We start from the raw sequence: 22,280 nt of genomic DNA on the forward strand, positions 1-22,280 counted from the left end.
GCGGCGATCACAGCGGGCTCGGCGTGTTGAGGTAGACCTTGAGCTGGCTCTTGATGGCGTCCATCGCGCCCTGCGGCGAGACGGCGAGCTGCTGGATCAGACCGAGCTGCGCGCCGACGGTGTTCTCGAACGTCGATCCCGAGCCGCCGTACCAGGCCGGGTCGTCGTAGACCGCCGCGGTGGCGGCCGAGGCGTAGTCGGCCTGCGGCTCGAGCTTCTTGTAGGCGGTGCTGTTGAACGTCGGCAGGTAGGCGGGGATGTGGCCGCCCATGGCCCAGGTCTGGCTCTGGGCGAGCATCTGCTTGATGAAGAGCAGGTGCTGCTTGCGCTCGGCAGGGGTCCGGTTCTTCCGGGGCAGGATGAACGTGTGCGAGTCCGCCTGGTTGGCGGCCTTGTCGTAGATGGTCGGGATCGGCACCATGCCGAACTTGAGACCCTTGACCGCCTCGGCGGTGGTGATCTCCCACTCGCCCTCGAGGTAGAAGCCGGTCTTGCCCGTGAACAGGTCAGACTCGGCTCCTGCGTAGTCGAGGCCCTTGTTCAGCCAGCCCTTCTTGACCCACGACTGGATGCGGCTGGTGACGGTGTTGAAGGCGTCCTCGTCGACGGAGAGGTCGGCGCCGTTGTTCGAGAGGAACGGAGTGACCCCCTTGATCTGGTTGTAGAAGGTCCAGAAGACGCGCCACGGGGTCGCCGTCTCGGAGACGTTCGCGACGGTGATCGCGGGGCCGCCGGTCACCTTCGACACGGCGGCGAGGGCCGACTCGAAGGTGTCCATGCCGTCGAGGTTCTTGAGCTTGCCGTCCGAGTCGAGCAGGCCCGCCTTCTTCGCCACGGCGGTGTTGAAGAACATGACGATCGGGTGCGTGTCGAGCGGGATCGCGATGTTGTTGCCGTCGGTCTTCTGCGCCGCCCAGGTCTTCGGGTTGAAGTCGCTCGACGACAGCCCGACCGAGGCGAGGTCGGCCTCGGTGATCGGCTCGATGATGTTGCCGTCGTAGAGCGGCTTCGCCCGGGTGAGGTGCGAGATCGCGACGTCCGGCGGCTGGTTGCCGACCGTGGCGAGGGTGAGCTTGGAGTAGTACGGGTTGCCCCAGGCGAACGTGGTCGCCTGCAGCGACGCCGCTCCGCCGTGGAGCTTCTCGTAGCCGGCCTCCATCGCCTGCATGCGGGTGCCGTCGCCGCCGCCGAAGAGGTTCCAGTAGATGAGCTGGCTGGGGTTCAGCTTGCTGCCGACGAGGCCGGAGGCGACCGGGCTGGTCGCGCAACCGGCGAGCGCGAGGCTCCCAGCGGCGGCCAGGCCTCCTCCGAACAGTGCTCGTCGTGTGAAAGTGGCGGGATTTCTCGGTGCCATGGTCGACCTCCTCGTCGTTCCGGCAGTGCGGGACTCGCGATCAGCGAGCTCTCGAGGTGAGCGCTCACATGATCTTCCAGGCTCCGGAAGTGGGGTCTCCTCGGCTCAGGTGTCGCCATAGTAATCCCATTCCAACGTTGTAAGCAACAGGATCCGAGGGTGGCTCGGTCGTGTCGCGGACGCCCGCCGAATACCGACGACAGGCGTCGCCGAGTCCGCGCGCGAGTGCGATCGATCAGCGGGCGACGCGCGCCAGGAACTCCTGCAGTGCCGGGTGCTGCGGCGAGTCGAGCAGGTCGGCCGGAGCGCCCTGCTCGACGATCTCGCCGCGGTGGAGGAACACGATGCGATCGGCGACGTGGCGCGCGAACGACATCTCGTGTGTCGTCATGAGGATCGTCGCCCCCTGCTCTTTCAGCTCGGTGACGAGGTCGAGCACCTCGCCCACGAGCTGCGGGTCGAGGGCGCTGGTCACCTCGTCGAGCAGGATCAGCTCGGGAGTGTGCGCGATGGCCCGCACGATGGCTACACGCTGCTGCTGTCCGCCCGAGAGCCGGTCGGGGTAGGCGGTGGCGAACTGCCCGAGACCGATGCGCTCCAGGAGCCGGTGACCCGTCTCCTCGGCCTCCGCTCGTGGCACCCCGTGCACCTTCCGCAGGGCCAGGGTGACGTTGTCGATGACCGAAAGGTGCGGGAAGAGGTTGAACTGCTGGAAGACGACGCCGATCTTCGCCCGGGCGGCGTCGACGTCGATGCGCGGATCGCTGATGTCGTCGCCCTTGACCAGGATCTGCCCGTCGTCGATGCCCTCGAGGAGGTTGACGGTCTTGAGCAGCGTCGACTTGCCCGACCCCGAGGCGCCGATCACGGCGATGACCTCGTGGGGGTGCAGGGTGAGGTCGATGCCTCGGAGGACGGGCTGGTGGCCGAACGACTTGCGGATGCCGCGGAGCTCGAGGACGGCGCCGGCCGGGGAGGCGTCGCCGCGAGCGACCCCCGGATCCTGCGCGCTCATACCAGCCCGCCGATCTGCTCGCGCTGCTGCTGACGCCTCGCCAGCGAGTCGGTGACACGGATCAGCGGCAGGCTGATGACGACGAACAGGAGCCCGGCGACGACGTACGGCGTGAAGTTCGCGGCCTCCGAGACGTCGATCGACGCCTGCCGGACGGCGTCGATCGCCCCGAGGATCGAGACGAGCCCGACGTCTTTCTGCATCGAGACGAAGTCGTTCATGAGGGCCGGAGTCACCTTGCGGAGTCCCTGCGGGAGCACGACCAGGCGGAGGGTCTGCACGTGGCTGAGGCCGAGCGACCTCGCGGCGAGACGCTGCGAGGGGTGCACGGCCTCCATGCCGGCCCGGAGCACCTCCGCCACGTAGGCCGAGTAGGTCAGGATGATCGCGATCGTGCCCCACACCTCGGGTGGCAGGCGCGGCGTGATCCCGAGACCGGGGATCCCGAAGCCGACGAGGTACAGCACGATGATGAGCGGCAGGCCGCGGAAGAGGTCGGTGTAGCCGGTCGCGAGGATCCGCAGGGGGAAGAACACCGGGCTCTGCAGGCCGCGGACCACGGCGAGGAGCGTCGCGAAGACGCCGACCCCGATGGCGGCGAAGAACAGGATGCGGATGTTCAGCCACAGGCCCAGCAGGATGCCCGGGAAGTATTGCCCGGCAACCTTCGGGTCGAAGAACGACTCCTGCACCGCCGCCCAGCCCGGCGTGTTCACGACGCCGAGCCAGACGATGACGATCACGACCAGCGACGACCCCAGGCTGATCAGGATCGAGCGCCTGCCGCGGGCGCGACGGTAGAGGCGCCGCTCCAGCTCGATCTGGCTGGGGATGGCTGCTCCGGCCGACGCGACCGGTGCTCCGGCGGGCGACGTCACTTCAGGACGGGCGCGTCGACCGCCGTCGACAGCCACTTCTTGGTGAGGGCGGCCAGCTCGCCGTCGCTCTTCAGCTCGTCGATCGCCTTCGTGGCCTTCGCGGTGAGCTTGGAGCCCTTCGGCAGGACGATGCCGAACTGGTCGCCGGAACCGTCGTCGGCGAACTGGCCGACGACCTTGCCCTTCTTCAGCTGTCCGGAGGTCGCGATGTAGAAGGCGGTCGGGAGGTCGGTGACGATCGCGTCGATCTGCCCGGACTTCAGGGCGAGCACGGCGTCGTCGTTCGAGTTGAACACCTGCGGCGTGGTGCCGAGCTCCTTCTGCGCGACGGTGAGGCTCGTCGTGCCCGTGGCCACGCCGACCTTGAAGGTCTTGAGCTGGGCGAGCGTGGTCACGCTCGCGGCCTTGGAGGCGGCGTCGGTCACGACCGCCTGCGTGGTCGTGTAGTACGGCGCCGAGAAGTCGACGGCCTTCTTGCGCTGCGCGGTGATCGAGAACTGCTGGATGTTCATGTCCCAGTCCTTCGCCCCCGGCGCGATGGCCGAGTCGAAGGTCGAGCGGGTCCAGACCACGTCGCTCTTCTTGTAGCCCATCTTCTCGGCGACGGCGTACGCGACGGCCGACTCGAAGCCCTTGCCCGACTGCGGCTTGTTGCCCTCGACCCAGGGCGAGTACGCCGGCTGGCCGGTCGCGATGGTGAGCTTGCCGCTCGTCACGGTGCCGGCGTCGTTGCTGCTCGACGACGAGCAGCCCGTCAGTGCCGCGGCGACGGCGACAGCGGTCACGGCCGCGGCGATGAGAGCGGTGCGGGGGCGGAGTCGGGTCACGGGAGGGCCTTTGTTCGCGGGGTTCTGGGGAGAGAAGGATCGTATCGCGACCGCGCCGTGGCCCGCGTCGGGGCCGTCACAGTGTGACTCGCGCCCGGGGCACGCCTGCCAGACTGGGGAGGTGAGCGCGATCGAGACGGTGCGGCGATTCGCCCGGGCGACGAATCTCGGGGTGGCCGGGCGGCGGTTCCGGGTGGCGGGCGACGGTGCCGACGCCGAGGCCGTGCGCCGGATCCTGCTGGCCCTCGGCGGTGTCGAGGTCGAACCCGGCGAGCGCGCCGACACGCTCTGGTGCACGCGGTCCGCCTCCCGCGACGAGCTCGCGGCCGTCGCGGGCGTGACCCCGCTGGTCGTCGTGGACGCAGGAGCCGCGTCCCCCGCCCTCGACCTCGACGCCCTGGGCGCTCGCACTCCCGCCCGCCCCGGCGTCCTCGCCGTCGACGGCCTGCCGGGCGTCTTCGTGGTGCCGCAGGCGGAGGAGTCCGACGAGATCGACGGAGATCCGACCACCCGGTCACACAGTGTCGCCGATGCGCGGGCGCGGATCGCGTGGGCCCGTCGTTTCATGCCGGTCTCCGCCCGTCTTGCCGAGTGGCCCGACGGCCCCGGCCTCTACGGCCTCCGCATCGCGCTCAGCATGGTGCTCGAGCCGAAGACCGCCGTGCTCGCCCTTCTGCTGCGCGACGCCGGCGCCGTGGTCGACGTCTACGCCCACGCCGACGAGACCGACGACGCCGTCGCCGACGCCCTGCGCGACGAGGGCTTCGACGTGTTCGCGTCGAGCACCGCGACGCCGCTCGAGTCCCGCGACCTCGCGCTGAGCATGCTCGACCGGCGACCCGACCTGCTCATCGACGACGGATCGCACGTCATCCGCCTGGCGCACGAGCTGCGTCCAGCAGTGCTGGACACGATGATCGGCGCCGCCGAAGAGACCACCAGCGGCCTCCGCCCCCTGCGCGTCATGGCCGCGCGCGACGAGCTGCGCCTGCCCGTCGTCGCCGTCAACGACGCCCTCACCAAGACGTTCTTCGACAACCGGTACGGCACCGGCCAGTCGTGCGTGTTCGCGATCCTCGACCTGGCTGCCATGGGACCGAAGCGGGTGCGGAAGCGCGTCGCGGCCGGTCGCACGGCCGTCGTCGCAGGCTTCGGGCCGGTGGGCGAGGGCGTGGCGCAGGCCCTTCGTGCCAGCGGGCTGCGTGTCGTCGTGAGCGAGATCGACCCCGTGCGGGCCCTGCAGGCGAGCTACGCCGGCTACCCCGTGCGGCCGCTCCTCGAGGCCGTGACTCAGGCCGATGTCGTGATCTCGGCCACGGGGGTCCGCGACACGATCTCGCCCGACGTGCTGGGCGCGTGCTCCGACGGCGCGCTGGTGGCCGTCGCCGGCGGCGTCGACGGCGAGGTCGCGATCGACGAGGCCCAGGCCGCAGGAGCAGCGACAGACCTCCTCGCCCCGAACCTCGACGCGCTCGCCCTGCCCGACGGCCCCACCGTCGTCGTGCTGGGCGGCGCCGGGTGCATCAACATCACCGCCGGCGAAGGCAACCCGATCGAGATCATGGACCTCTCGTTCGCCGGGCAGCTCGCCGCGATCCGCACCCTGCTGGACGGCGCGGGCCGCCTCGACGCAGGCGTGCACCCCGTGGGCGCCGGGTGGGATGCCCGGATCGCCGACGAGGCGCTGCGAGCCGCCGGGCTGTCGGTCGGCGACGACGGTGACGACGACCCGGGAGTCGTCGCGTCGGCTCCTGCGCCCGCTCTTCTCGACACGCGGACCACCCGCTTCGACGACCGGACGCTCGCATGAGCGTCGTCGTCCACTCCGCCCGCATCGTCGTGCCGATGACCGCCCCGCCCATCCTCGACGGCGCCGTCGCGGTGCGCGGGGGCACGATCCTGCACGTCGGCGAGCGCTCGTGGGTGCTCGATCAGCTCGCCGGGGCGGGCGAGACGTTCACCGAGAGGGCGTGGCGGGGCGCGATCCTGCCGGGGCTCGTCAACGCGCACACGCACCTGCAGTACACGGGGATGGACTCGGTCGGGCGCGGCCGGTACGACGGCTTCGACGACTGGGCGGCCGCGTTCGGTCCGGTCTACGAGGCCCCGCACGACTGGGCCGCCGAGGCCGCCGCCGGTGCCGCCCTGTCGCTGCAGGCCGGCGTCACCAGCGTCGCCGACGTCGTCACCGACCTCTCCGCGGCCTCCGCCCTCGCCGACGCGGGCCTCGGCGGAATCGCGTACTGGGAGGTCATGGACTGGGAGAACGCGGCCTGGGCATCGCACGGCCGCGCGCAAGTGCTCGACGAGCTGACCAGGATCCCGCAGTCGCCCGGCGTCGGCCTCTCGCCCCACGCCCCCTACTCCCTCGACGTCGAGCCCCTGCTCGAGCTGCCCGACATCGTGCGCCAGCAGGGCCTCCGCCTCCACATCCACCTCGGCGAGTCGGCGTTCGAGGGCGAGCGCGTGCTGTCGGTCGACGGCTCCGCCGAGCACCACGAGGACTGGCGGTTCGTCGGGGTGCCGAGCTTCCGCGCGCTCCGCGAGCTCGGGTTCGGGGCCAGCGCCACCTCGTTCGTCGACCGCCTCGGCGTGCTGGGGCCGGACTGCCATGTGGCGCACGGGGTGTACATGACGGCCGACGATCGCGCGCTCCTGCGAGCCCGAGGCACCACGGTCGCACTCTGCCCGCGGTCGAACGCCGTGATCGGGCTGGAGGAGCCGCCGGTCGCCGACTACCTGCGCGAGGGCAGCGCCATCGCCGTCGGAACCGACTCGCTCTCGTCGTCGCCCTCGCTCGACCCGATGGCCGACATCACCGCCCTGCACCTCATCGCTCGCCGGCAGGGATACTCGGGCCACGACCTGCACGCGCGCCTGCTGTCGGCCGCCACGCTCGGCGGCGCGCACGCGATCGGGCTCGACACGGGCCCCGACCGGATCGGGCACCTCGCCGTCGGAGCCCGCGCCGACCTCGCCGTCTTCGACGTCGACGCCCGCACCGTGCCCGACGCGTTCGCCGAGCTCGTCGAGGACGGCGCCGGGCGGGCCGTCGGCACGGTGATCCGCGGCGTCGTCCGCTCGGTCGACGGAACACTCACCCCGCACCCCGACCTGGAGGCCGTATGAGCTCCGACACCCCACCCGCCGTCCCTCCGAGCGCCTCGCCCGACACTCCCCCGGTGCCCGGGCAGGTCGCGCGACGCACCGTCTCGGGCGAGGTCATCGAATGGCTCGACGTGCCCGCCCGCGCCGAGGCGCTCGGGCTCGAGCCGCACCCCGAGGGCGGCTGGTACCGACGCACCTGGACCTCGCCCATCACCGTGCCCTTCGGCGACTCGACCCGCCCCGGCGCGACCCTCATCCACTTCCTCCTGCCGCCCGGCGAGGCGTCGGCCTGGCACAGGGTCGAGTCCGACGAGATCTGGCTGTGGCACGGGCCCGACCCGCTCGTGCTCGAGCTCGGCGGGCACGGCGAGTCGCCCGTCTCCCCCTCCGACGACGAGAGCACGCAGGAGCAGCCCGACGTCTTCCGGATCCTGCTCGGCGGCGGCGCCGGCACCCTGCTCGGCGAAGCGGCGCAGGGTCTGATCCCGGGCGGTGTCTGGCAGCGCACGCTCCCCTCGGACGGCGAGACGCTCGTCTCGTGCGTCGTCTCGCCCGGGTTCTCGTTCGACGACTTCACGCTGGCCGAGTGAGCGCCGCGTCGCTGCGGGCCGCGATCGCGAACGGCTTCGGGCTGCGGCTCCGGAACCGCGGACTGAAAGCGGCATATGTCGTCGTCTACTTCGCCGTCCCGTTCGCCATCGCGGAGGGCCTTCGTGCGACCGGCGTAGCGACCATCCCGTCGGCGGTCGTCGCCCAGACACTGGGTCTCCTCCTCCTGCTCTTCGGCGCGCGAGTCTTCCGCGGCCCTGACGAAGACGTCGATCCGCCGCGGCTCTGGTGGCGGATGACGGCGACGTCGAGGGTGAGCGCCTCCCTCGGCGTCCTCGCCGCCGTCTCGTTCCTGGGTCTCGTGGCGGTGCTCGTCGTGGACCTCGCGACGAGGGACGGCGGCGCGGCAGCCGACGTCAGCAGCGCCGTCGAGTACGGACTGATCGCCTACCTCTACCTCACCTCCGCCGTGCGCCTCGACCGCCGCGAACGCCTGGCCGGCCCGCCGCCCGCGCCTCCCGTGCTCCTGCCGCCCGACGCCCCGGTGGTCGACGTACCCGGGCCCACCGTGCGGGTGCTCGTGTCCGAGTCGAAACCCACCGATGCGGGCGCAGGCGCCGAGCCCGGCCTCCTGCGCCCCTCCGCCGACGGCCGCCGCATCGAAGTGTTCCACGGCGGCCTGCGCATCGGCGAGCTCGCGCGGCTCGCACCGGAACATCGCGATGCCCTCGCCGGCGTCGGCGCCGTCGTGCGCGTGCGTCTCCTCCGCACCGGCGACCTGCTCTGGGCCGACGTCCCGACGCTGGAGTAGCCCGCGGTTGACGATCGCATCACTCGCGGCGTGCGAGCGCGAGGTCGCTGCCTAGGCTTCTGACGCGGCCCGGCGTGGAACACCCGAGTTCCCGTCGCCGGTGCCGCTCGGCCCGCGCGGCCGGGTCTCGCCGACCGGGTTCTCTGATCCAGCCCGGTCGGCGAGGCCCTTCAGTCTCCGGCTCGGTCGCGGAGGAGGTTCGCGAGCTGCACGCGGTTCTCGACGCCGAGTTTCGTGAAGCACCGCGAGACGTAGGTCTTCACCGTGCTCGAACTCAGGTGCAGCCGCTCGGCGATCTGCGGGTTGCTCCAGCCGTCGACGACGAGGCCCGCCACGGCGCGCTCCCGCTCCGACAGGCCCGCGAGGAGACCGCCGGGGCGGGCGGCGTCGACGCCGTGCGGCGATGCGCCGGCTCCTGCGCCCGACCCGAGAGCCCCGAGGAGCACGTCGACGCTCGCCGTCTTCGGCACGAACGCGTCCGCGCCCGCATTGCGCGCATGCTGCTCGAACCCGGCGTCGGCGAAGCCCGTCATCAGGACGATCCGCAGGCCGGGGTGCCTGCGTCGCAAGGTCATCGCCGCCGCGACCCCGGACGTGCGGCGCATGTGGACGTCCATGAGCACGACGTCGAACGACTCCTCCTCGAGCAGACGGATCGCCTCGAGCCCGTCGCCGGCCTCCCCGACCACTTCCAGGCCCGGCCGGTCACGGCAGAGGAGGCGGATCCCGGTCCGCACCAGCGGGTCGTCGTCGACCACCAGGATCCGGGTCGTCACGCGGCGTCCTCCGCCCTTTCCTCGCCCCGCGTGGTGGCCGGCAGGCGGAGGAGCAGGTCGAGGTGCGACGACGTCAGGTCGACCCACACGGAGCCGCCGAGCAGCGCGGCGCGCTCCTCCAGCCCCGCGATGCCCGAGCTCGTCGGAGCCGGACCTCTCGGCTCGGTCCGGCTGGGATCGTGGAACGGCGAGCGGATCCTGGCGCTCAGGGCGCCGTCGGCCGAGGAGTCGATCTCCACCGAGACGGGGCCGGGCGCTGCGTACTTGAGCGCGTTGGTGAGGCCCTCCCGGCAGAAGCGCTCGAGCGTGCGACGGTAGGCGTCCGTCACCGTGTCGGCCCCGAGGCCTCGGTCGACGGTGAGGTCCATGCCCGCGGCGAGGAACCGTTCGAAGAGCGAGTCGAGGGGCTCCGGCGAGGGCCCGACCGAGGCCGGGCCGTCCGACCGGTGCAGCACTTCCAGGAGCTGGGCCAGATCGCTCGCAGCACCCTGCACGTTCGTCGTGATGAGCTCCACGATGCCCCGCTTCTCGGCGTCGGCGGTGGCGTCGCCGGCGAGCGCCGAGCTGAAGAGATTGAGCAGGGCCAGGCGGTGTCCCAGGAGGTCGTGGATCTCGCGCGACAGCTGCTCGCGCTCGGCGAGTCGTGCGCGGGACGCCGACTCGATGTCGAGCCGGACGATCTCCCGCACCACGGCTTCGTGGCGAGCGGCGGCCATGCCCGCGGCGGCTCCGGTCACCGCGGCTCCCAGCGCGACGACGAGCGAGAAGAGGCCGAACACCCCGATCATGTCGGTCGATCGGCCGTATCCGTCCGCGCGGAGGTAGAGGCCGGTGCACAGGATGAGGGCGGCCGCTCCGCCCGTGCAGCTCACGATCACCGACCGGTAGCGCTGGTGGGTGCCGAAGCTGTACAGCGCGAGCCACAGAGCCGGGACCGCGGCGGGCGAGAACGCCGTGCACACGACCACGACCGCCGCGCACAGTCGATGGAAGCGGGTCCGGAAGGCGACGGCGACGGCGGCGACGATCCCCAGGGCCTGTGCGCCGACCAGCGCGGGCGGCGAGAGCGGGATGGCCGTCCGGTACAGCTCCATCATCACGAGGCCGACGACGACCACCGCGATAGCGACGATGCCGATCAGCAGTCCGTGCTCGACTCTTCGGGGCGCTGACATCGCGGTCCCCCTTTCACACTCACGACCTCGACCGGGGTTTCTCGACCCGATCGAGTAACGCGAGACGCTAGCAGTTCGAGGCACCCTCGCGTCCTGTGAGCCTCCGATGATCCGTGCCGATCGCGGGCCCCTGTCAACTTCGGGCGACAAAATCGTTTCGGCCGCCGACGCCAGGGGGCTCCGGGCGCACGCAAGAGGGCCCCGGCGACGATGCCGCCGAGGCCCTCCCTGCTAGGTGATCCCCTGATCCTGATCGCACCGCCGACGCAGGCGCCGGAGGCGAAGCCTCGGTCTCTCTCAGGGGCTCGCGGCGGTCACAGGACCGCCGGCTCCATTGGAACAGACGAAGAGGTCACGAACCTGAGAGCGTCCGCACGACAGATCGTCCGAGCACGGCCCACGCTCACGAGCGCTTATCCCCGACGGGGCGCGGATGCGAATGCCGGAACCGGATGATCACCGCAGCCAGGATGCCCAGCCCGAAGGCGATCGAGGAGAACGCGGTGGAGAGCGCCGTCAGATACTCACCGCGCTGAGATCCGAGAGGTTCCTGCCACGCGACGACGAGCAGGGTGACACCCACGACCAGTGCGACCACGGCCGGTGCCACCAGCAGCGCCTTCTGCGCGCGCGAGACTGACGAACTCATTGGCTCGTGCACCACGTGATGGCCGACATGACGATCTGGTGAATCGCCACGCCGCGGCCCTTGGCCGAGCAGGAGCCGAGAACCCCGGCCCCGATGCCGAGCAGCCCCGCGATGACCCCGGCGACGATGGGCCCCGCACCCGTCGCAGCCGTGACAGCCGCGACGATTCCGGCCAAACCGGCGCCGGACCCCATGAGCGAGATGACGCGCTGTGTGACACACGAGTCGATGTAGACATTGGACTGAAGCCCGGTCGTGTCCTGACGGTTCTTTCCGGCGCAGGCTCTCGGCATCGGGATGTCGTTCATCATCGACGACAACGCGGCGTCTGGGGTGGCGCGAACGATCTGGCCGCCCGAGGCCGCGTAGCCTGCAGCGAATTCGCGAACGTCAGCGGCTGCCGCTCCGTGTGCGAGTGCGACCTGACCATCGAAGACGTGAGTCGCCGGATCGACGGCGCCGCCGGCCGCGTTGATCGAAGCAGTGCTACCCGGGCGAGAGACACGAACCTCGGCTTGCGCGGGTACAGCTGACGCGACGACAGATGCGACGACCGTCACCGCCAGCGCGACATGGATGAATCGTCTGGACAAGGACATGTGGGCTCCTTATCTTCACTGAGTTGATACTCCACATCCTGATGTATTAATTATGCTCCGCGCAACTTGAGACGGAATGACGAAGGCCCCGGCGAGCGCATGCTCGTCGGGGCCGTCGGACGGGGTGGGAACTAGAAGTCCCAGTCCTCGTCTTGCGTGTTCTCGGCCTTGCCGATGACGTACGACGAACCGGACCCCGAGAAGAAGTCGTGGTTCTCGTCGGCGTTCGGCGACAGGGCCGACAGGATCGCCGGGTTCACGTCGGTGACGTCCTTCGGGAACATCGGCTCGTAGCCCAGGTTCATCAGCGCCTTGTTGGCGTTGTAGTGCAGGAACTTCTTGACGTCTTCGGTCAGGCCGACCGAGTCGTAGAGGTCTTGCGTGTACTGCACCTCGTTGTCGTAGAGCTCGAAGAGGAGGTTGAACGTGTAGTCCTTGATCTCCTGCTTGCGCTCGTCGGAGGCGCCCTCGAGCCCCTTCTGGAACTTGTAGCCGATGTAGTACCCGTGCACGGCCTCGTCGCGGATGATGAGGCGGATGAGGTCGGCCGTGTTCGTCAGCTTGGCGCGCGACGACCAGTACATCGGCAGGTAGAAGCCCGAGTAGAAGAGGAACGACTCGAGCAGCGTCGAGGCGACCTTGCGCTTCAGGGGGTCGTCGCCGGTGTAGTAGTCGAGGACGATCTGAGCCTTCTTCTGGAGGTTCGGGTTCTCGACCGACCAGCGGAACGCGTCGTCGATCTCCGGGGTCGACGCGAGGGTCGAGAAGATCGACGAGTAGCTCTTCGCGTGCACCGACTCCATGAACGCGATGTTCGTGTAGACGGCCTCCTCGTGCGGGGTCAGGGCGTCGGGGATCAGGCTGATCGCGCCGACGGTGCCCTGGATCGTGTCGAGGAGGGTGAGGCCGGTGAACACGCGCATCGTGAGCTGCTGTTCGTCGGGGGTCAGCGTGTTCCACGACTGGACGTCGTTCGACAGCGGCACCTTCTCGGGCAGCCAGAAGTTGTTGACGAGGCGGTTCCAGACCTCCACGTCCTTGTCGTCCTGGATGCGGTTCCAGTTGATCGCGGAGACGGGGCGGATGAGCGGGACCGACTTGCCGGTCGCGTGAACGGGATCTGTAACAGTCATTTTCGTGTGCCCTTACAGCATGCAGCTGACGCAGCCGTCGACCTCGGTGCCCTCGAGCGCCAGCTGACGGAGTCGGATGTAGTAGATCGTCTTGATGCCCTTGCGCCAGGCGTAGATCTGCGCGCGGTTGATGTCGCGCGTGGTGGCGGTGTCCTTGAAGAAGAGCGTCAGCGACAGGCCCTGGTCGACGTGCTGGGTGGCAGCCGCGTAGGTGTCGATGATCTTCTCGGGGCCGATCTCGTAGGCGTCCTGGTAGTAGTCCAGGTTGTCGTTCGTCATGAACGGCGCCGGGTAGTAGACGCGGCCGAGCTTGCCTTCCTTGCGGATCTCGATCTTCGACGCGATCGGGTGGATGGACGACGTCGAGTGGTTGATGTACGAGATCGAGCCGGTCGGCGGCACCGCCTGGAGGTTCTGGTTGTAGATGCCGTGCTCCATGACGCTGGCCTTGAGCTCACGCCAGTCGTCCTGCGTCGGGATGTGCACGCCCTTGTCGGCGAACAGCTGCGCCGCGCGCTCGGTGGCGGGCACCCACTCCTGCTCGGTGTACTTGTCGAAGAACTCGCCCGACGCGTACTTGGAGTCCTCGAAGCCGCCGAACTTCACCTTGCGCTCGATGGCGATCTTGTTCGAAGCGCGGAGGGCGTGGAACAGCACCGTGTAGAAGTAGATGTTCGTGAAGTCGATGCCCTCCTCGCTGCCGTAGTAGACGCGCTCGCGGGCGAGGTAGCCGTGCAGGTTCATCTGACCGAGGCCGATGGCGTGCGACGAGTCGTTGCCGACCTCGACCGAACGCACCGACGAGATGTGGCTCATGTCGCTGACCGCGCTGAGGCCGCGGATCGCGGTCTCGACCGTGCGGCCGAAGTCGGGCGAGTCCATCGACAGCGCGATGTTCATCGACCCAAGGTTGCACGAGATGTCCTTGCCGATCTCGTTGTACGACAGGTCTTCGTTGAACGTGGTCGGCGTGTTGACCTGCAGGATCTCGGAGCACAGGTTCGACATGTTGATCCGGCCCTTGATCGGGTTGGCGTTGTTCACCGTGTCTTCGAACACGATGTACGGGTAGCCCGACTCGAACTGGATCTCGGCGATGGTCTGGAAGAACTCGCGTGCGTTGATCTTGGTCTTCTTGATGCGAGCGTCGTCGACCATCTCGCGGTACTTCTCGGAGATCGAGATGTCGCCGAACGGCTTGCCGTAGACGCGCTCGACGTCGTACGGCGAGAAGAGGTACATGTCCTCGTTGTTCTTGGCGAGCTCGAACGTGATGTCGGGCACGACGACGCCGAGAGACAGCGTCTTGATGCGGATCTTCTCGTCGGCGTTCTCACGCTTGGTGTCGAGGAATCGCAGGATGTCGGGGTGGTGCGCCGACAGATACACCGCGCCCGCACCCTGGCGTGCACCGAGCTGGTTCGCGTAGCTGAAGCTGTCTTCGAGCAGCTTCATCACCGGGATGATGCCGGAGGACTGGTTCTCGATCTGCTTGATCGGGGCGCCGGCCTCGCGGATGTTCGAGAGCGACAGGGCGACGCCGCCGCCGCGCTTCGACAGCTGCAGCGACGAGTTGATGCCGCGGGAGATCGACTCCATGTTGTCTTCGATGCGGAGCAGGAAGCAGGAGACGAGCTCGCCGCGCTGGGCCTTCGCCGTGTTGAGGAACGTCGGGGTGGCCGGCTGGAAGCGGCCGGCGATGATCTCCTCGACGAGGTCGATGGCGAGCTGCTCGTCGCCCTGCGCGAGTCCGAGGGCGGTCATGACCACTCGGTCTTCGAAGCGCTCGAGGTAGCGCTTGCCGTCGAAGGTCTTGAGCGTGTAGCTCGTGTAGTACTTGAAGGCGCCCAGGAAGGTCTGGAAGCGGAACTTCTTCGAGTACGCCAGGTCGTTCAGGCGCTCGATGAACGAGAACGAGTACTGGTCGATCGTCGCCTGCTCGTAGTAGTCGTTCTCGACCAGGTAGTCGAGGCGCTCCTTGAGGTTGTGGAAGAAGACGGTGTTCTGGTTCACGTGCTGCAGGAAGTACTGCTTGGCGGCTTCGCGATCCTTGTCGAACTGGATCTTGCCGTCGGCGTCGTACAGGTTGAGCATCGCGTTGAGCGCGTGGTAGTCGAGGCCGCTCGGCCCCGCGATCACCTCGAGGTCATCGACTGCTGTGTCCAAAATCGATCCAATCCGTTCTGTACTGCTTCTACGTCGTCTGGCGTGCCGAAGACCTCGACACGGTAGAGGAGGGGGACCTGGCATTTCGCGGCGACGATGTCGCCGGCCAGGCAGTAGCCCTCACCGAAGTTCGTGTTGCCTGCGGCGATGACGCCGCGGATGAGCGAGCGGTTGCCCTCGTCGTTGAGGAACCTGATGACCTGCTTCGGCACCGCGCCCCTCCCCTCGCCGCCGCCGTAGGTCGGCAGGACGAGGACGTAGGGGTCGCGGGCGAAGAGGGGCTCGTCGCTCGGGAAGAGAGGAATGCGCTCGGCCGGGATGCCCAGCTTCTCGACGAAACGCGCGGTGTTGCCCGACACGCTCGAGAAGTAAATGAGGTGGGTCACGGCTGACCTCTCGAATCCCGGTGGTTGCGTCTAGTGCGTGGAGCGGGCTTCGCCCGCACTGGCTTCTTGCGAAGCGCTGCCCTGTGCTAGCTGATCGCGGCGCGGAGCGCTGCGATTTTGTCGGGGCGGAAGCCGCTCCAGGAGTCCTCGTCGGTGACCACGACGGGAGCCTGCAGGTAGCCCAGCGCCTTGACCGTCTCGAGAGCCTTCTCGTCGACGGAGACGTCGAAGACCTCGTACTCGATGCCGCTGTTGTCGAGGGCGCGGTAGGTGGCCGTGCACTGGACGCAGGACGGCTTGGTGTAGACGGTGATAGCCATGTTTTCTCCCCTGGATGGTCTCCGGTTGTTGCTGCGGATCGATACTACATCTAGGGGCCGACATCGGAAGGCACAACTAGATGATGTGTTACACCGCTGTAATTACGCGACCAGGATTATCCACAGGTTTTCCGACAACTGGGGATGGTTATCCCCAGAAAATCGCCACTGTGCACAGTGTCTTCCCCACCCCCGACATCCGAATCTGTGGATAACAAGTCGTGTCCCCAATTCGGGGGCACGGCGTGTCGCTCGTCGGCCGCGCGCGGCGCGTGGCTGTCCCTAGACTGGACGTCTCGTGAGCGCCTATTCGAACCTGCTGAAGTCGCCAGGGGTCGCCCGCATCATCGCGGCGCAGCTGACCGCCCGGTTCCCCTTCGGCATGCTCTCGCTCGCCTTCCTCCTCCACGTCGAGCACAACACCCACTCCTACGGGGCGGCGGGCCTCGTGCTCGCGGCGACGAGCGTCGGGCAGGCGATCTCCGGGCCGCTGACGAGCCGGTGGATGGGTCAGTGGGGAATGCGTCCGGTGCTCCTGCTCACCCTCGGGTTCTGCCTGGCCAGCCTGATCGTCTTCGCGCTCGCGCCGCTCACTCTTCCCCTCTACATGGTCGTCGGATTCGTCGCCGGTCTGAGCGTGCCGCCGGTGCAGCCCGCCGTGCGAACGATCTACCCCAAGATGGTCAATTCGTCGCTGCTCACGCCGCTGTTCTCACTCGACGCCTCGGCGCAGGAGATCATCTGGGTCGCCGGGCCGGTCATCACGACGTTCGTGGGCACGCAGATCGGCACGCGCTACGCGATCCTGCTGGCCGCCCTGTTCCTCATCGGCGGCGGCACCTGGTTCATCGCGTCGCCCGAGGTCGGCCGGGTGCGCATTCCGAAGAGCAAGCGGGCCTTCGGCAAGGTGCTGCAGCGCCCGACCGTGCTGCTGTCGACGATCACCGGGTTCCTTCTCATCGGCACGTGTGCGGCGGTCGAGGCGGGCGTGATCAGCGCGTTCGGCGACGGCAGCCCGAATTCGGGGTTCGTGCTGGCCGTGTTCGCGATCGGATCGCTGGCAGGCGGTCTGATCCTGGGCCATCTGCCGGTGGGGCCGTGGGCTCTGCCCGTGCGCATGGTGATCGTGTTCGTCGGCATCTCGCTGACCGTGCTGTTCCCCTCGTCGTTCGTCGGCCTCTGCGTGACCCTGCTGATCGCCGGCATGGGCATCGCGCCCGCCCTGGCCGTGATGTTCGCGATCATCTCGTCGAGCGTGCGCTTCAGCGACACTGCCGAGGCCTACGGGTGGGCCGGCACCGGCCAGCTGATCGGCGCGGCCATCGGCTCGGCCATCGCCGGCGCCCTCATCGACCGCACCGGCACTGTCGGCGGCCTCGCCGTGGCGTCGGGGTTCGCGCTGCTCGGGGTGCTCACGCCGACCGTGTTCAAGCGAGTCCTGCCCGATCTGCGCGGAACGGACGCCAGCCCTATAGCCGACACGGAGCCGGTGCCGATTCAGGCGAGCTGACCATAATCGAGGCATGACTCTCGACGCCGTGCCGCGCATCCCCCTCAACGACGGACACTTGATCCCCCAGCTGGGCCTCGGCGTCTACAAGGTGCCCGACGACGAGGCCGAGCACACCGTCGTCACCGCCCTTGAGGCCGGCTACCGCCACATCGACACGGCGACGCTCTACGGCAACGAGGCGGGTGTCGGCCGGGCTCTCCGGACGTCGGGCGTGCCGCGCGACGACGTGTTCGTCACGACCAAGGTCTGGAACGACCAGCAGGGCTACGAGTCGACCCTGCGCGCCTTCGACCTGAGCCTCGCCAAGCTGGGCCTCGACGAGGTCGACCTGTACCTCATCCACTGGCCGGCCCCGAAGCAGGATCTCTACGTCGAGACGTACCGAGCCCTCGAAGAGATCCGCTCCACGGGGCGGGCCCGGTCGATCGGCGTCTCGAACTTCCACATCCACCACCTCGAGCGGCTGCTCGGCGAGACCGACGTGGTGCCCGTCATCAACCAGATCGAGGTGCAGCCGTGGCTGCAGCAGCGCGAGCTGCGCGCGTTCGGCGAGGTCAACCACATCGTCACCGAGGCGTGGTCGCCGCTCGCGCGCGGCCGCGTTCTCGACGCACCGGTGCTCGCCCGGATCGCCGACGCCCACGGGGTGACGCCGGCTCAGGTCGTGATCCGCTGGCACCTGCAGTCGGGGCTCGTCGTGATCCCGAAGTCGGTGACGCCGTCGCGCATCGCAGCGAACCTCGACGTCTTCTCGTTCGAGCTCACCGGCGACGACATGGCGGCGATCGGCGCCCTCGACTCGGGCGAGCGCGTCGGCTCGCACCCCGACGAGGTCGGCTGACGATGCCCGCGACCTCGGCCGGCTTCACGGTCGTCTTCGGCGGCGGAGGGGCGACCGGCAACGCCTGGACGATCGGCGTCGTGGCGGGCCTCGCCGAGGGCGGCTTCGACGTGACGACGGCGGATCTCACGGTGGGCACCTCGTCGGGCGCGACGGCGGCGGCGCAGCTGGTGGGGGCCGATCCGAAGACCCACTTCGATGCGATCGTCTCGGCGCGACGAGCGGGTCGGCCGGGCGGCGGTCCCACGGCAGGCCCGACCGCTGGCGGCCAGGGCGGGGGCAGATCAGCGGTCGCGGACCATCTCGCTCGCCTCCGGGCGATCATCGACGCGTCCGAGAGCGTCGACGACTTCCGGCGACGCATGGGTTCAGCAGCGCTCGAACGTGAGGACGGCGACGAGTCCGCCGGCTCCTGGACCTCGCGCTGGCACGAGACCACCGCCGCCCGTCTGCCGGGCGCGACGTGGCCCGACCGTCGGGTGGTGATCACGGCGATCGACGCCCGCACCGGCGAGCCTGCCCTGTTCGAGCGCGACGGCGGCGTGAGCCTCGTCGACGCCGTCGCGGCGAGCACCTCGAGCGGGCTGCCGTACCGGGTCGATGGGCTGCCCTACCTCGACGGCGGCTTCCGTCGCAACGAGAACGCCGATCTGGCAGCAGGATCCGAGAGCGTCCTCGTCCTCTCGCCGCTCGGCGGCCGCACCCTGCACCCCCTCCCCTGGCGCACCCGGCTCGACGCCCAGGTCGACGACCTGCTTGCCGGCGGCAGCCGCGTCGAGGTCGTCGTTCCGGGAGACGACGCGCAGCCGCTGATCGGCGAGGCGTCGACGAATCTCTCTCTTCGGCCGGCCGCCGCACGCGCCGGCTTCGAGCAGGGCCGCGCGCTGGCCGAGCGGCTCGGCAACGCCTGGGCGGGACGGTAGGGTCTCGGCCCCGCGGCTCGGGGGCACCCGGACGGGACGGTAGCGTGGACGCCATGACGATCACCGCTGCCGCCGACGGATCCGCCCTCGGAAACCCGGGCCCCGCGGGCTGGGCCTGGTACGTCGACGACGACCGCTGGGCGGCCGGTGGCTGGCCGCGGAACACGAACAACGTCGGCGAGCTGACCGCCGTGCTCGAGCTGCTGCGCGCCACCGCCGACGAAGACGACGACCTGCTGATCCTGTGCGACAGCCAGTACGCGATCAACGCGTGCACCACGTGGATGGCCGGCTGGAAGCGGAAGGGCTGGCGGAAGGCCGACGGCAAGCCCGTGATGAACGTCGAGATCATCAAGCAGCTCGACGAGGCGCTGCAGGGCCGCCACGTGAAGTTCCAGTGGGTGCGCGGACACGTGGGTCACGAGATGAACGAGGCGGCCGACCTCCGCGCGCGGTCGGCGGCCGAGGCGTATCAGTCTCGGCGCGACGTGCCCGCGGGGCCGGGGTGGCCGGGGAAGCCCGTCACCACGGTGTCGAGTGCCCCTGCTCCTGCGCCCGAGCCGCCCGCGACGCTCTTCTAGGCCCGGTCGCGAAATCGCGACAGAATTCGCCGCCGAGTCACACCTGTGACAGCAGTTGAGTGCCGTCTCGACGAAATGTGTCGCGAATTCGCGACTCAGCCTGCGGTGACGGGGCCGACGGCGGTGACGCGCAGCACGGCGAGGCCCTGCTCGTTCGACTCGGCCAGGTCGACCGTGCCCGAGATGCCCCAGTCGTGGTCGCCGGAAGGGTCGTCGAAGATCTGGCGGACGGACCAGGATGCAGCGCCCTCGTCGATCACGAGCAGCGCGGCCGAGCGGGCGTCCGGCCCGGTGCCGATCGAGTCGTACTCGTCGTAGTAGTCGTCGAGCGCGGCGCCCCAGCGCTCCTCGTCGAAGCCCGCGGCGGCGTCGAGCTCGCCGAGCGCCGCCGCGTCGTCGAGCGCAGCCAGCTGCACGCGCCGGAAGAGCTCGTTCCGCACCAGGACGCGGAAGGCCCGGTGATTGCCCGTGAGCGTCCGCAGCGTCGGCGGCACGATGGCGTCGTTCGCGGCGACCTCGGCCGGGTTGATCATCTCCTCCCACTCGTCGACGAGCGACGAGTCGACCTGCCGCACCAGCTCGCCGAGCCACTCGATGATGTCGAGGAGGTCGTCGGTCTTGAGCTCGTTCGGCACCGTCTGGCGCAGCGCGCGGTACGCGTCCGAGAGGTACCGGAGCACGAGGCCCTCCGAGCGGGCGAGCCCGTAGAAGTTCACGTAGTCGCCGAACGTCATCGCGCGCTCGTAGAGGTCGCGGACGACCGACTTGGGCGACAGCTCGAAGTCGCCGATCCACGGCTGCGACGCCTTGTACGTCTCGAACAGCGCGGTGAGGAGCTCGTCGAGGGGCTTCGGCCAGGTGACCTCCTCGAGCAGCTCCATGCGCTCGTCGTACTCGATGCCCTCCTGCTTCATCGCCGCGACCGCCTCGCCGCGCGCCTTGAACTGCTGCTGCGACAGGATCGGCCGAGGGTCGTCGAGCGTGGACTCGACCACGCTCACCACGTCGAGCGCGTACGTGTCGGCCTCCGGGTCGAGGACGTCGAAGGATGCCAGGGCGAAGGGAGAGAGCGGCTGATTGAGGGCGAAGTTCGGCTGGAGGTCGACGGTGAGCTGGATGGTCGGGCGGGGCGTGGGCTCCCGCGCCGTTACGACCCCGGGCACCTGCTCGACGACGCCGCTCTCGCGCAGGGCCCGGTAGATCGAGATCGCCTGACGCGCGAGGGAGAACTGCTGCGCGCGCGTCGAGTGGTTTCCGAAGACGAGCTCACGGACGTTGGCGAACGCGTCGCCACCGCGCGCGATCACGTTGAGGATCATCGCGTGGGTGATCTGCATGCTCGAGACGAGCGGCTCGGGCTGCGCTTCGACGAGCTTGAAGAACGACGGCTCGCCCCACGATACGAAACCGTCGGGCGCCTTCTTCCGGATGATCTTCCGCTTCTTCTTCGGGTCGTCACCGGCCTTCTTGACGGCCTGGAGGTTCTCGATCTCGTGCTCGGGCGCCTCGAGCACCACCGTGCCCGCGGTGTCGTAGCCGGCGCGGCCCGCGCGACCCGCCACCTGGTGGAACTCTCTCGCGGTGAGCTGTCGCATCCTGGTGCCGTCGAATTTGGTGAGCGCGGTGAGCAGGACGGTGCGGATCGGCACGTTGATGCCGACGCCGAGCGTGTCGGTGCCGCAGATGACGCGCAGGAGCCCGCGCTGCGCGAGTTGCTCGACGAGCCGCCGGTACTTCGGCAGCATGCCGGCGTGGTGCACGCCGATCCCCTGCCGCACCAGCCGGTTGAGGGTCTTGCCGAAGCTCGTGGAGAAGCGGAAGCCGCCGATCAGCTCGGCGATCTCGTCGCGCTGCTCGCGCGTGGCGATCTTGATGCTCGAGAGGGCCTGGGCGCGTTCGAGGGCGGCGGCCTGCGAGAAGTGGACGATGTAGATGGGCGCCTCGCCGGTGCCGAGCAGGTCCTCGACGGTCTCGTGGACGGGAGTCGTCGCGTACGAGAAGTGCAGCGGCACCGGGCGCTCGACGCCGGTGACGAGGGCGACGGGGCGCCCGGTGCGGCGCCCGAGGTCGTCGCTGATCTTTTCCACGTCGCCGAGCGTCGCGCTCATGAGCAGGAACTGGACGTCGGGCAGCAGGAGCAGAGGCACCTGCCAGGCCCATCCGCGCGCCGGGTCGCCGTAGAAGTGGAACTCGTCCATGACGACCTGCCCCACCTCGGCTGCCGACCCGTGTCTCAGGGCGAGGTTCGCGAGGATCTCGGCGGTGCAGCAGATGATCGGCGCGTCGGAGTTCACCGACGAGTCGCCCGTGACCATGCCGACGTTCTCGGGGCCGAAGAGCTCGACGAGGGCGAAGAACTTCTCGCTGACGAGGGCCTTGATCGGCGCCGTGTAGTAGGTGCGACGGCCGGTCGCGAGGGCGACGAAGTGAGCGGCCGCGGCGACGAGCGACTTGCCCGTGCCAGTGGGGGTGCTCAGGATCACGCTGGACCCCGACACGAGTTCGATCAGCGCTTCATCCTGCGCGGGGTAGAGCGCAAGGCCGCGCGACTCGGACCACTCGGCGAAGTCGCTGTAGACCTGGTCGGCGTCGAACTCGCCGTCGCCCTTCGTGTCGTTCGGACCGTAGTACTGGCCGAGGAGGGCGGCGAGAGGGGCGTCAGGCATGGTGCGTCTA

General features: G+C 69.2%; 21 protein-coding genes. 8 read left to right on the forward strand and 13 right to left on the reverse strand.

The genetic code is table 11. The features are described 5' to 3' along the window. Positions 1 to 7: 7 nt before the first annotated feature. The 4 genes from C8E83_RS11005 to C8E83_RS19895 form a co-directional block, all read right to left on the reverse strand. Entirely contained in the window at positions 8 to 1,354 is a 1,347-nt protein-coding gene (locus tag C8E83_RS11005) for a type 2 periplasmic-binding domain-containing protein (RefSeq protein ID WP_121369933.1), read from the reverse strand. 235 nt (positions 1,355 to 1,589) lie between these two features. Beyond that, positions 1,590 to 2,369, reverse strand: coding sequence for an amino acid ABC transporter ATP-binding protein (locus C8E83_RS11010; RefSeq protein WP_121369934.1), 780 nt, complete (start codon positions 2,367 to 2,369; stop codon positions 1,590 to 1,592). Then, a complete protein-coding gene (locus C8E83_RS11015; protein WP_121369935.1) occupies positions 2,366 to 3,247 on the reverse strand; it encodes an amino acid ABC transporter permease in 882 nt (293 codons plus the stop codon). Before C8E83_RS11015 ends, C8E83_RS11010 begins: the two co-directional genes overlap by 4 nt. Further along, positions 3,244 to 4,074, reverse strand: coding sequence for an ABC transporter substrate-binding protein (locus C8E83_RS19895; RefSeq protein ID WP_245981601.1), 831 nt, complete (start codon positions 4,072 to 4,074; stop codon positions 3,244 to 3,246). Before C8E83_RS19895 ends, C8E83_RS11015 begins: the two co-directional genes overlap by 4 nt. 121 nt (positions 4,075 to 4,195) lie before the next feature. Between C8E83_RS19895 and C8E83_RS19525 the strand changes: the two genes are divergently transcribed. From C8E83_RS19525 to C8E83_RS11040, 4 genes are read left to right on the forward strand one after another with little or no spacing between them, the layout of a single operon-like run. Next, positions 4,196 to 5,884, forward strand: a complete 1,689-nt coding sequence (locus C8E83_RS19525; protein WP_245981602.1) for an adenosylhomocysteinase — start codon at positions 4,196 to 4,198, stop codon at positions 5,882 to 5,884. After that, the gene (locus C8E83_RS11030) at positions 5,881 to 7,203 is read left to right on the forward strand and encodes an amidohydrolase family protein (RefSeq protein WP_121369937.1); all 1,323 of its coding nucleotides are present in this window, start codon (positions 5,881 to 5,883) and stop codon (positions 7,201 to 7,203) included. Before C8E83_RS19525 ends, C8E83_RS11030 begins: the two co-directional genes overlap by 4 nt. Positions 7,204 to 7,256: 53 nt before the next feature. After that, positions 7,257 to 7,772 carry a cupin domain-containing protein gene (locus C8E83_RS11035; RefSeq protein WP_245981603.1) on the forward strand — a complete coding sequence of 172 codons (516 nt, stop codon included), beginning with the start codon at positions 7,257 to 7,259 and terminating at the stop codon, positions 7,770 to 7,772. Continuing rightward, positions 7,769 to 8,542 (forward strand): hypothetical protein, encoded by a 774-nt coding sequence (locus C8E83_RS11040; RefSeq protein WP_121369939.1) that lies wholly within the window; start codon positions 7,769 to 7,771, stop codon positions 8,540 to 8,542. The genes C8E83_RS11035 and C8E83_RS11040 overlap by 4 nt, the downstream gene beginning before the upstream one ends. A gap of 170 nt (positions 8,543 to 8,712) precedes the next feature. Here the strand turns inward: C8E83_RS11040 and C8E83_RS11045 are convergent, their stop codons facing one another. The 8 genes from C8E83_RS11045 to nrdH form a co-directional block, all read right to left on the reverse strand. Further along, the gene (locus tag C8E83_RS11045) at positions 8,713 to 9,318 is read right to left on the reverse strand and encodes a response regulator transcription factor (protein ID WP_121369940.1); all 606 of its coding nucleotides are present in this window, start codon (positions 9,316 to 9,318) and stop codon (positions 8,713 to 8,715) included. Continuing rightward, entirely contained in the window at positions 9,315 to 10,493 is a 1,179-nt protein-coding gene (locus C8E83_RS11050) for a sensor histidine kinase (RefSeq protein ID WP_121369941.1), read from the reverse strand. The genes C8E83_RS11045 and C8E83_RS11050 overlap by 4 nt, the downstream gene beginning before the upstream one ends. Positions 10,494 to 10,896: 403 nt before the next feature. Then, complete coding sequence (locus tag C8E83_RS11055; protein WP_147430153.1) at positions 10,897 to 11,103, reverse strand: hypothetical protein; 207 nt, start codon at positions 11,101 to 11,103, stop codon at positions 10,897 to 10,899. 35 nt (positions 11,104 to 11,138) lie between these two features. After that, positions 11,139 to 11,741: a hypothetical protein gene (locus C8E83_RS11060; protein WP_121369943.1), complete on the reverse strand. Its 603-nt coding sequence runs from the start codon at positions 11,739 to 11,741 to the stop codon at positions 11,139 to 11,141. 131 nt (positions 11,742 to 11,872) lie between these two features. Next, positions 11,873 to 12,874, reverse strand: a complete 1,002-nt coding sequence (gene nrdF / locus C8E83_RS11065; RefSeq protein WP_245981606.1) for a class 1b ribonucleoside-diphosphate reductase subunit beta — start codon at positions 12,872 to 12,874, stop codon at positions 11,873 to 11,875. A gap of 12 nt (positions 12,875 to 12,886) precedes the next feature. Continuing rightward, entirely contained in the window at positions 12,887 to 15,040 is a 2,154-nt protein-coding gene (gene nrdE / locus C8E83_RS11070; RefSeq protein ID WP_281270809.1) for a class 1b ribonucleoside-diphosphate reductase subunit alpha, read from the reverse strand. Beyond that, positions 15,010 to 15,426, reverse strand: coding sequence for a class Ib ribonucleoside-diphosphate reductase assembly flavoprotein NrdI (gene nrdI, locus C8E83_RS11075; protein WP_121369944.1), 417 nt, complete (start codon positions 15,424 to 15,426; stop codon positions 15,010 to 15,012). The genes nrdE and nrdI overlap by 31 nt, the downstream gene beginning before the upstream one ends. An 86-nt stretch (positions 15,427 to 15,512) precedes the next feature. Next, positions 15,513 to 15,746: a glutaredoxin-like protein NrdH gene (nrdH, locus tag C8E83_RS11080; RefSeq protein ID WP_121369945.1), complete on the reverse strand. Its 234-nt coding sequence runs from the start codon at positions 15,744 to 15,746 to the stop codon at positions 15,513 to 15,515. A gap of 298 nt (positions 15,747 to 16,044) precedes the next feature. On the opposite strand from nrdH, the gene C8E83_RS11085 reads away from it, so the two are divergent. The 4 genes from C8E83_RS11085 to C8E83_RS11100 are packed head-to-tail and all read left to right on the forward strand — an operon-like array spanning position 16,045 to position 19,604. After that, the gene (locus C8E83_RS11085) at positions 16,045 to 17,256 is read left to right on the forward strand and encodes an MFS transporter (RefSeq protein ID WP_121369946.1); all 1,212 of its coding nucleotides are present in this window, start codon (positions 16,045 to 16,047) and stop codon (positions 17,254 to 17,256) included. 13 nt (positions 17,257 to 17,269) lie between these two features. Next, entirely contained in the window at positions 17,270 to 18,100 is an 831-nt protein-coding gene (locus C8E83_RS11090; protein ID WP_121369947.1) for an aldo/keto reductase, read from the forward strand. 2 nt (positions 18,101 to 18,102) lie between these two features. Continuing rightward, a complete protein-coding gene (locus C8E83_RS11095) occupies positions 18,103 to 19,023 on the forward strand; it encodes a patatin-like phospholipase family protein (protein WP_121369948.1) in 921 nt (306 codons plus the stop codon). Positions 19,024 to 19,076: 53 nt separating this feature from the next. Next, positions 19,077 to 19,604, forward strand: coding sequence for a ribonuclease H family protein (locus C8E83_RS11100; protein ID WP_121369949.1), 528 nt, complete (start codon positions 19,077 to 19,079; stop codon positions 19,602 to 19,604). 95 nt (positions 19,605 to 19,699) lie between these two features. On the opposite strand, the gene C8E83_RS11105 is transcribed toward C8E83_RS11100, so the two are convergent. Further along, positions 19,700 to 22,270 (reverse strand): DEAD/DEAH box helicase, encoded by a 2,571-nt coding sequence (locus C8E83_RS11105; protein WP_121369950.1) that lies wholly within the window; start codon positions 22,268 to 22,270, stop codon positions 19,700 to 19,702. Between the last annotated feature and the right edge of the window lie 10 nt (positions 22,271 to 22,280).

The sequence above is a fragment of the Frondihabitans australicus genome, from assembly GCF_003634555.1.
GTDB lineage: Bacteria > Actinomycetota > Actinomycetes > Actinomycetales > Microbacteriaceae > Frondihabitans > Frondihabitans australicus.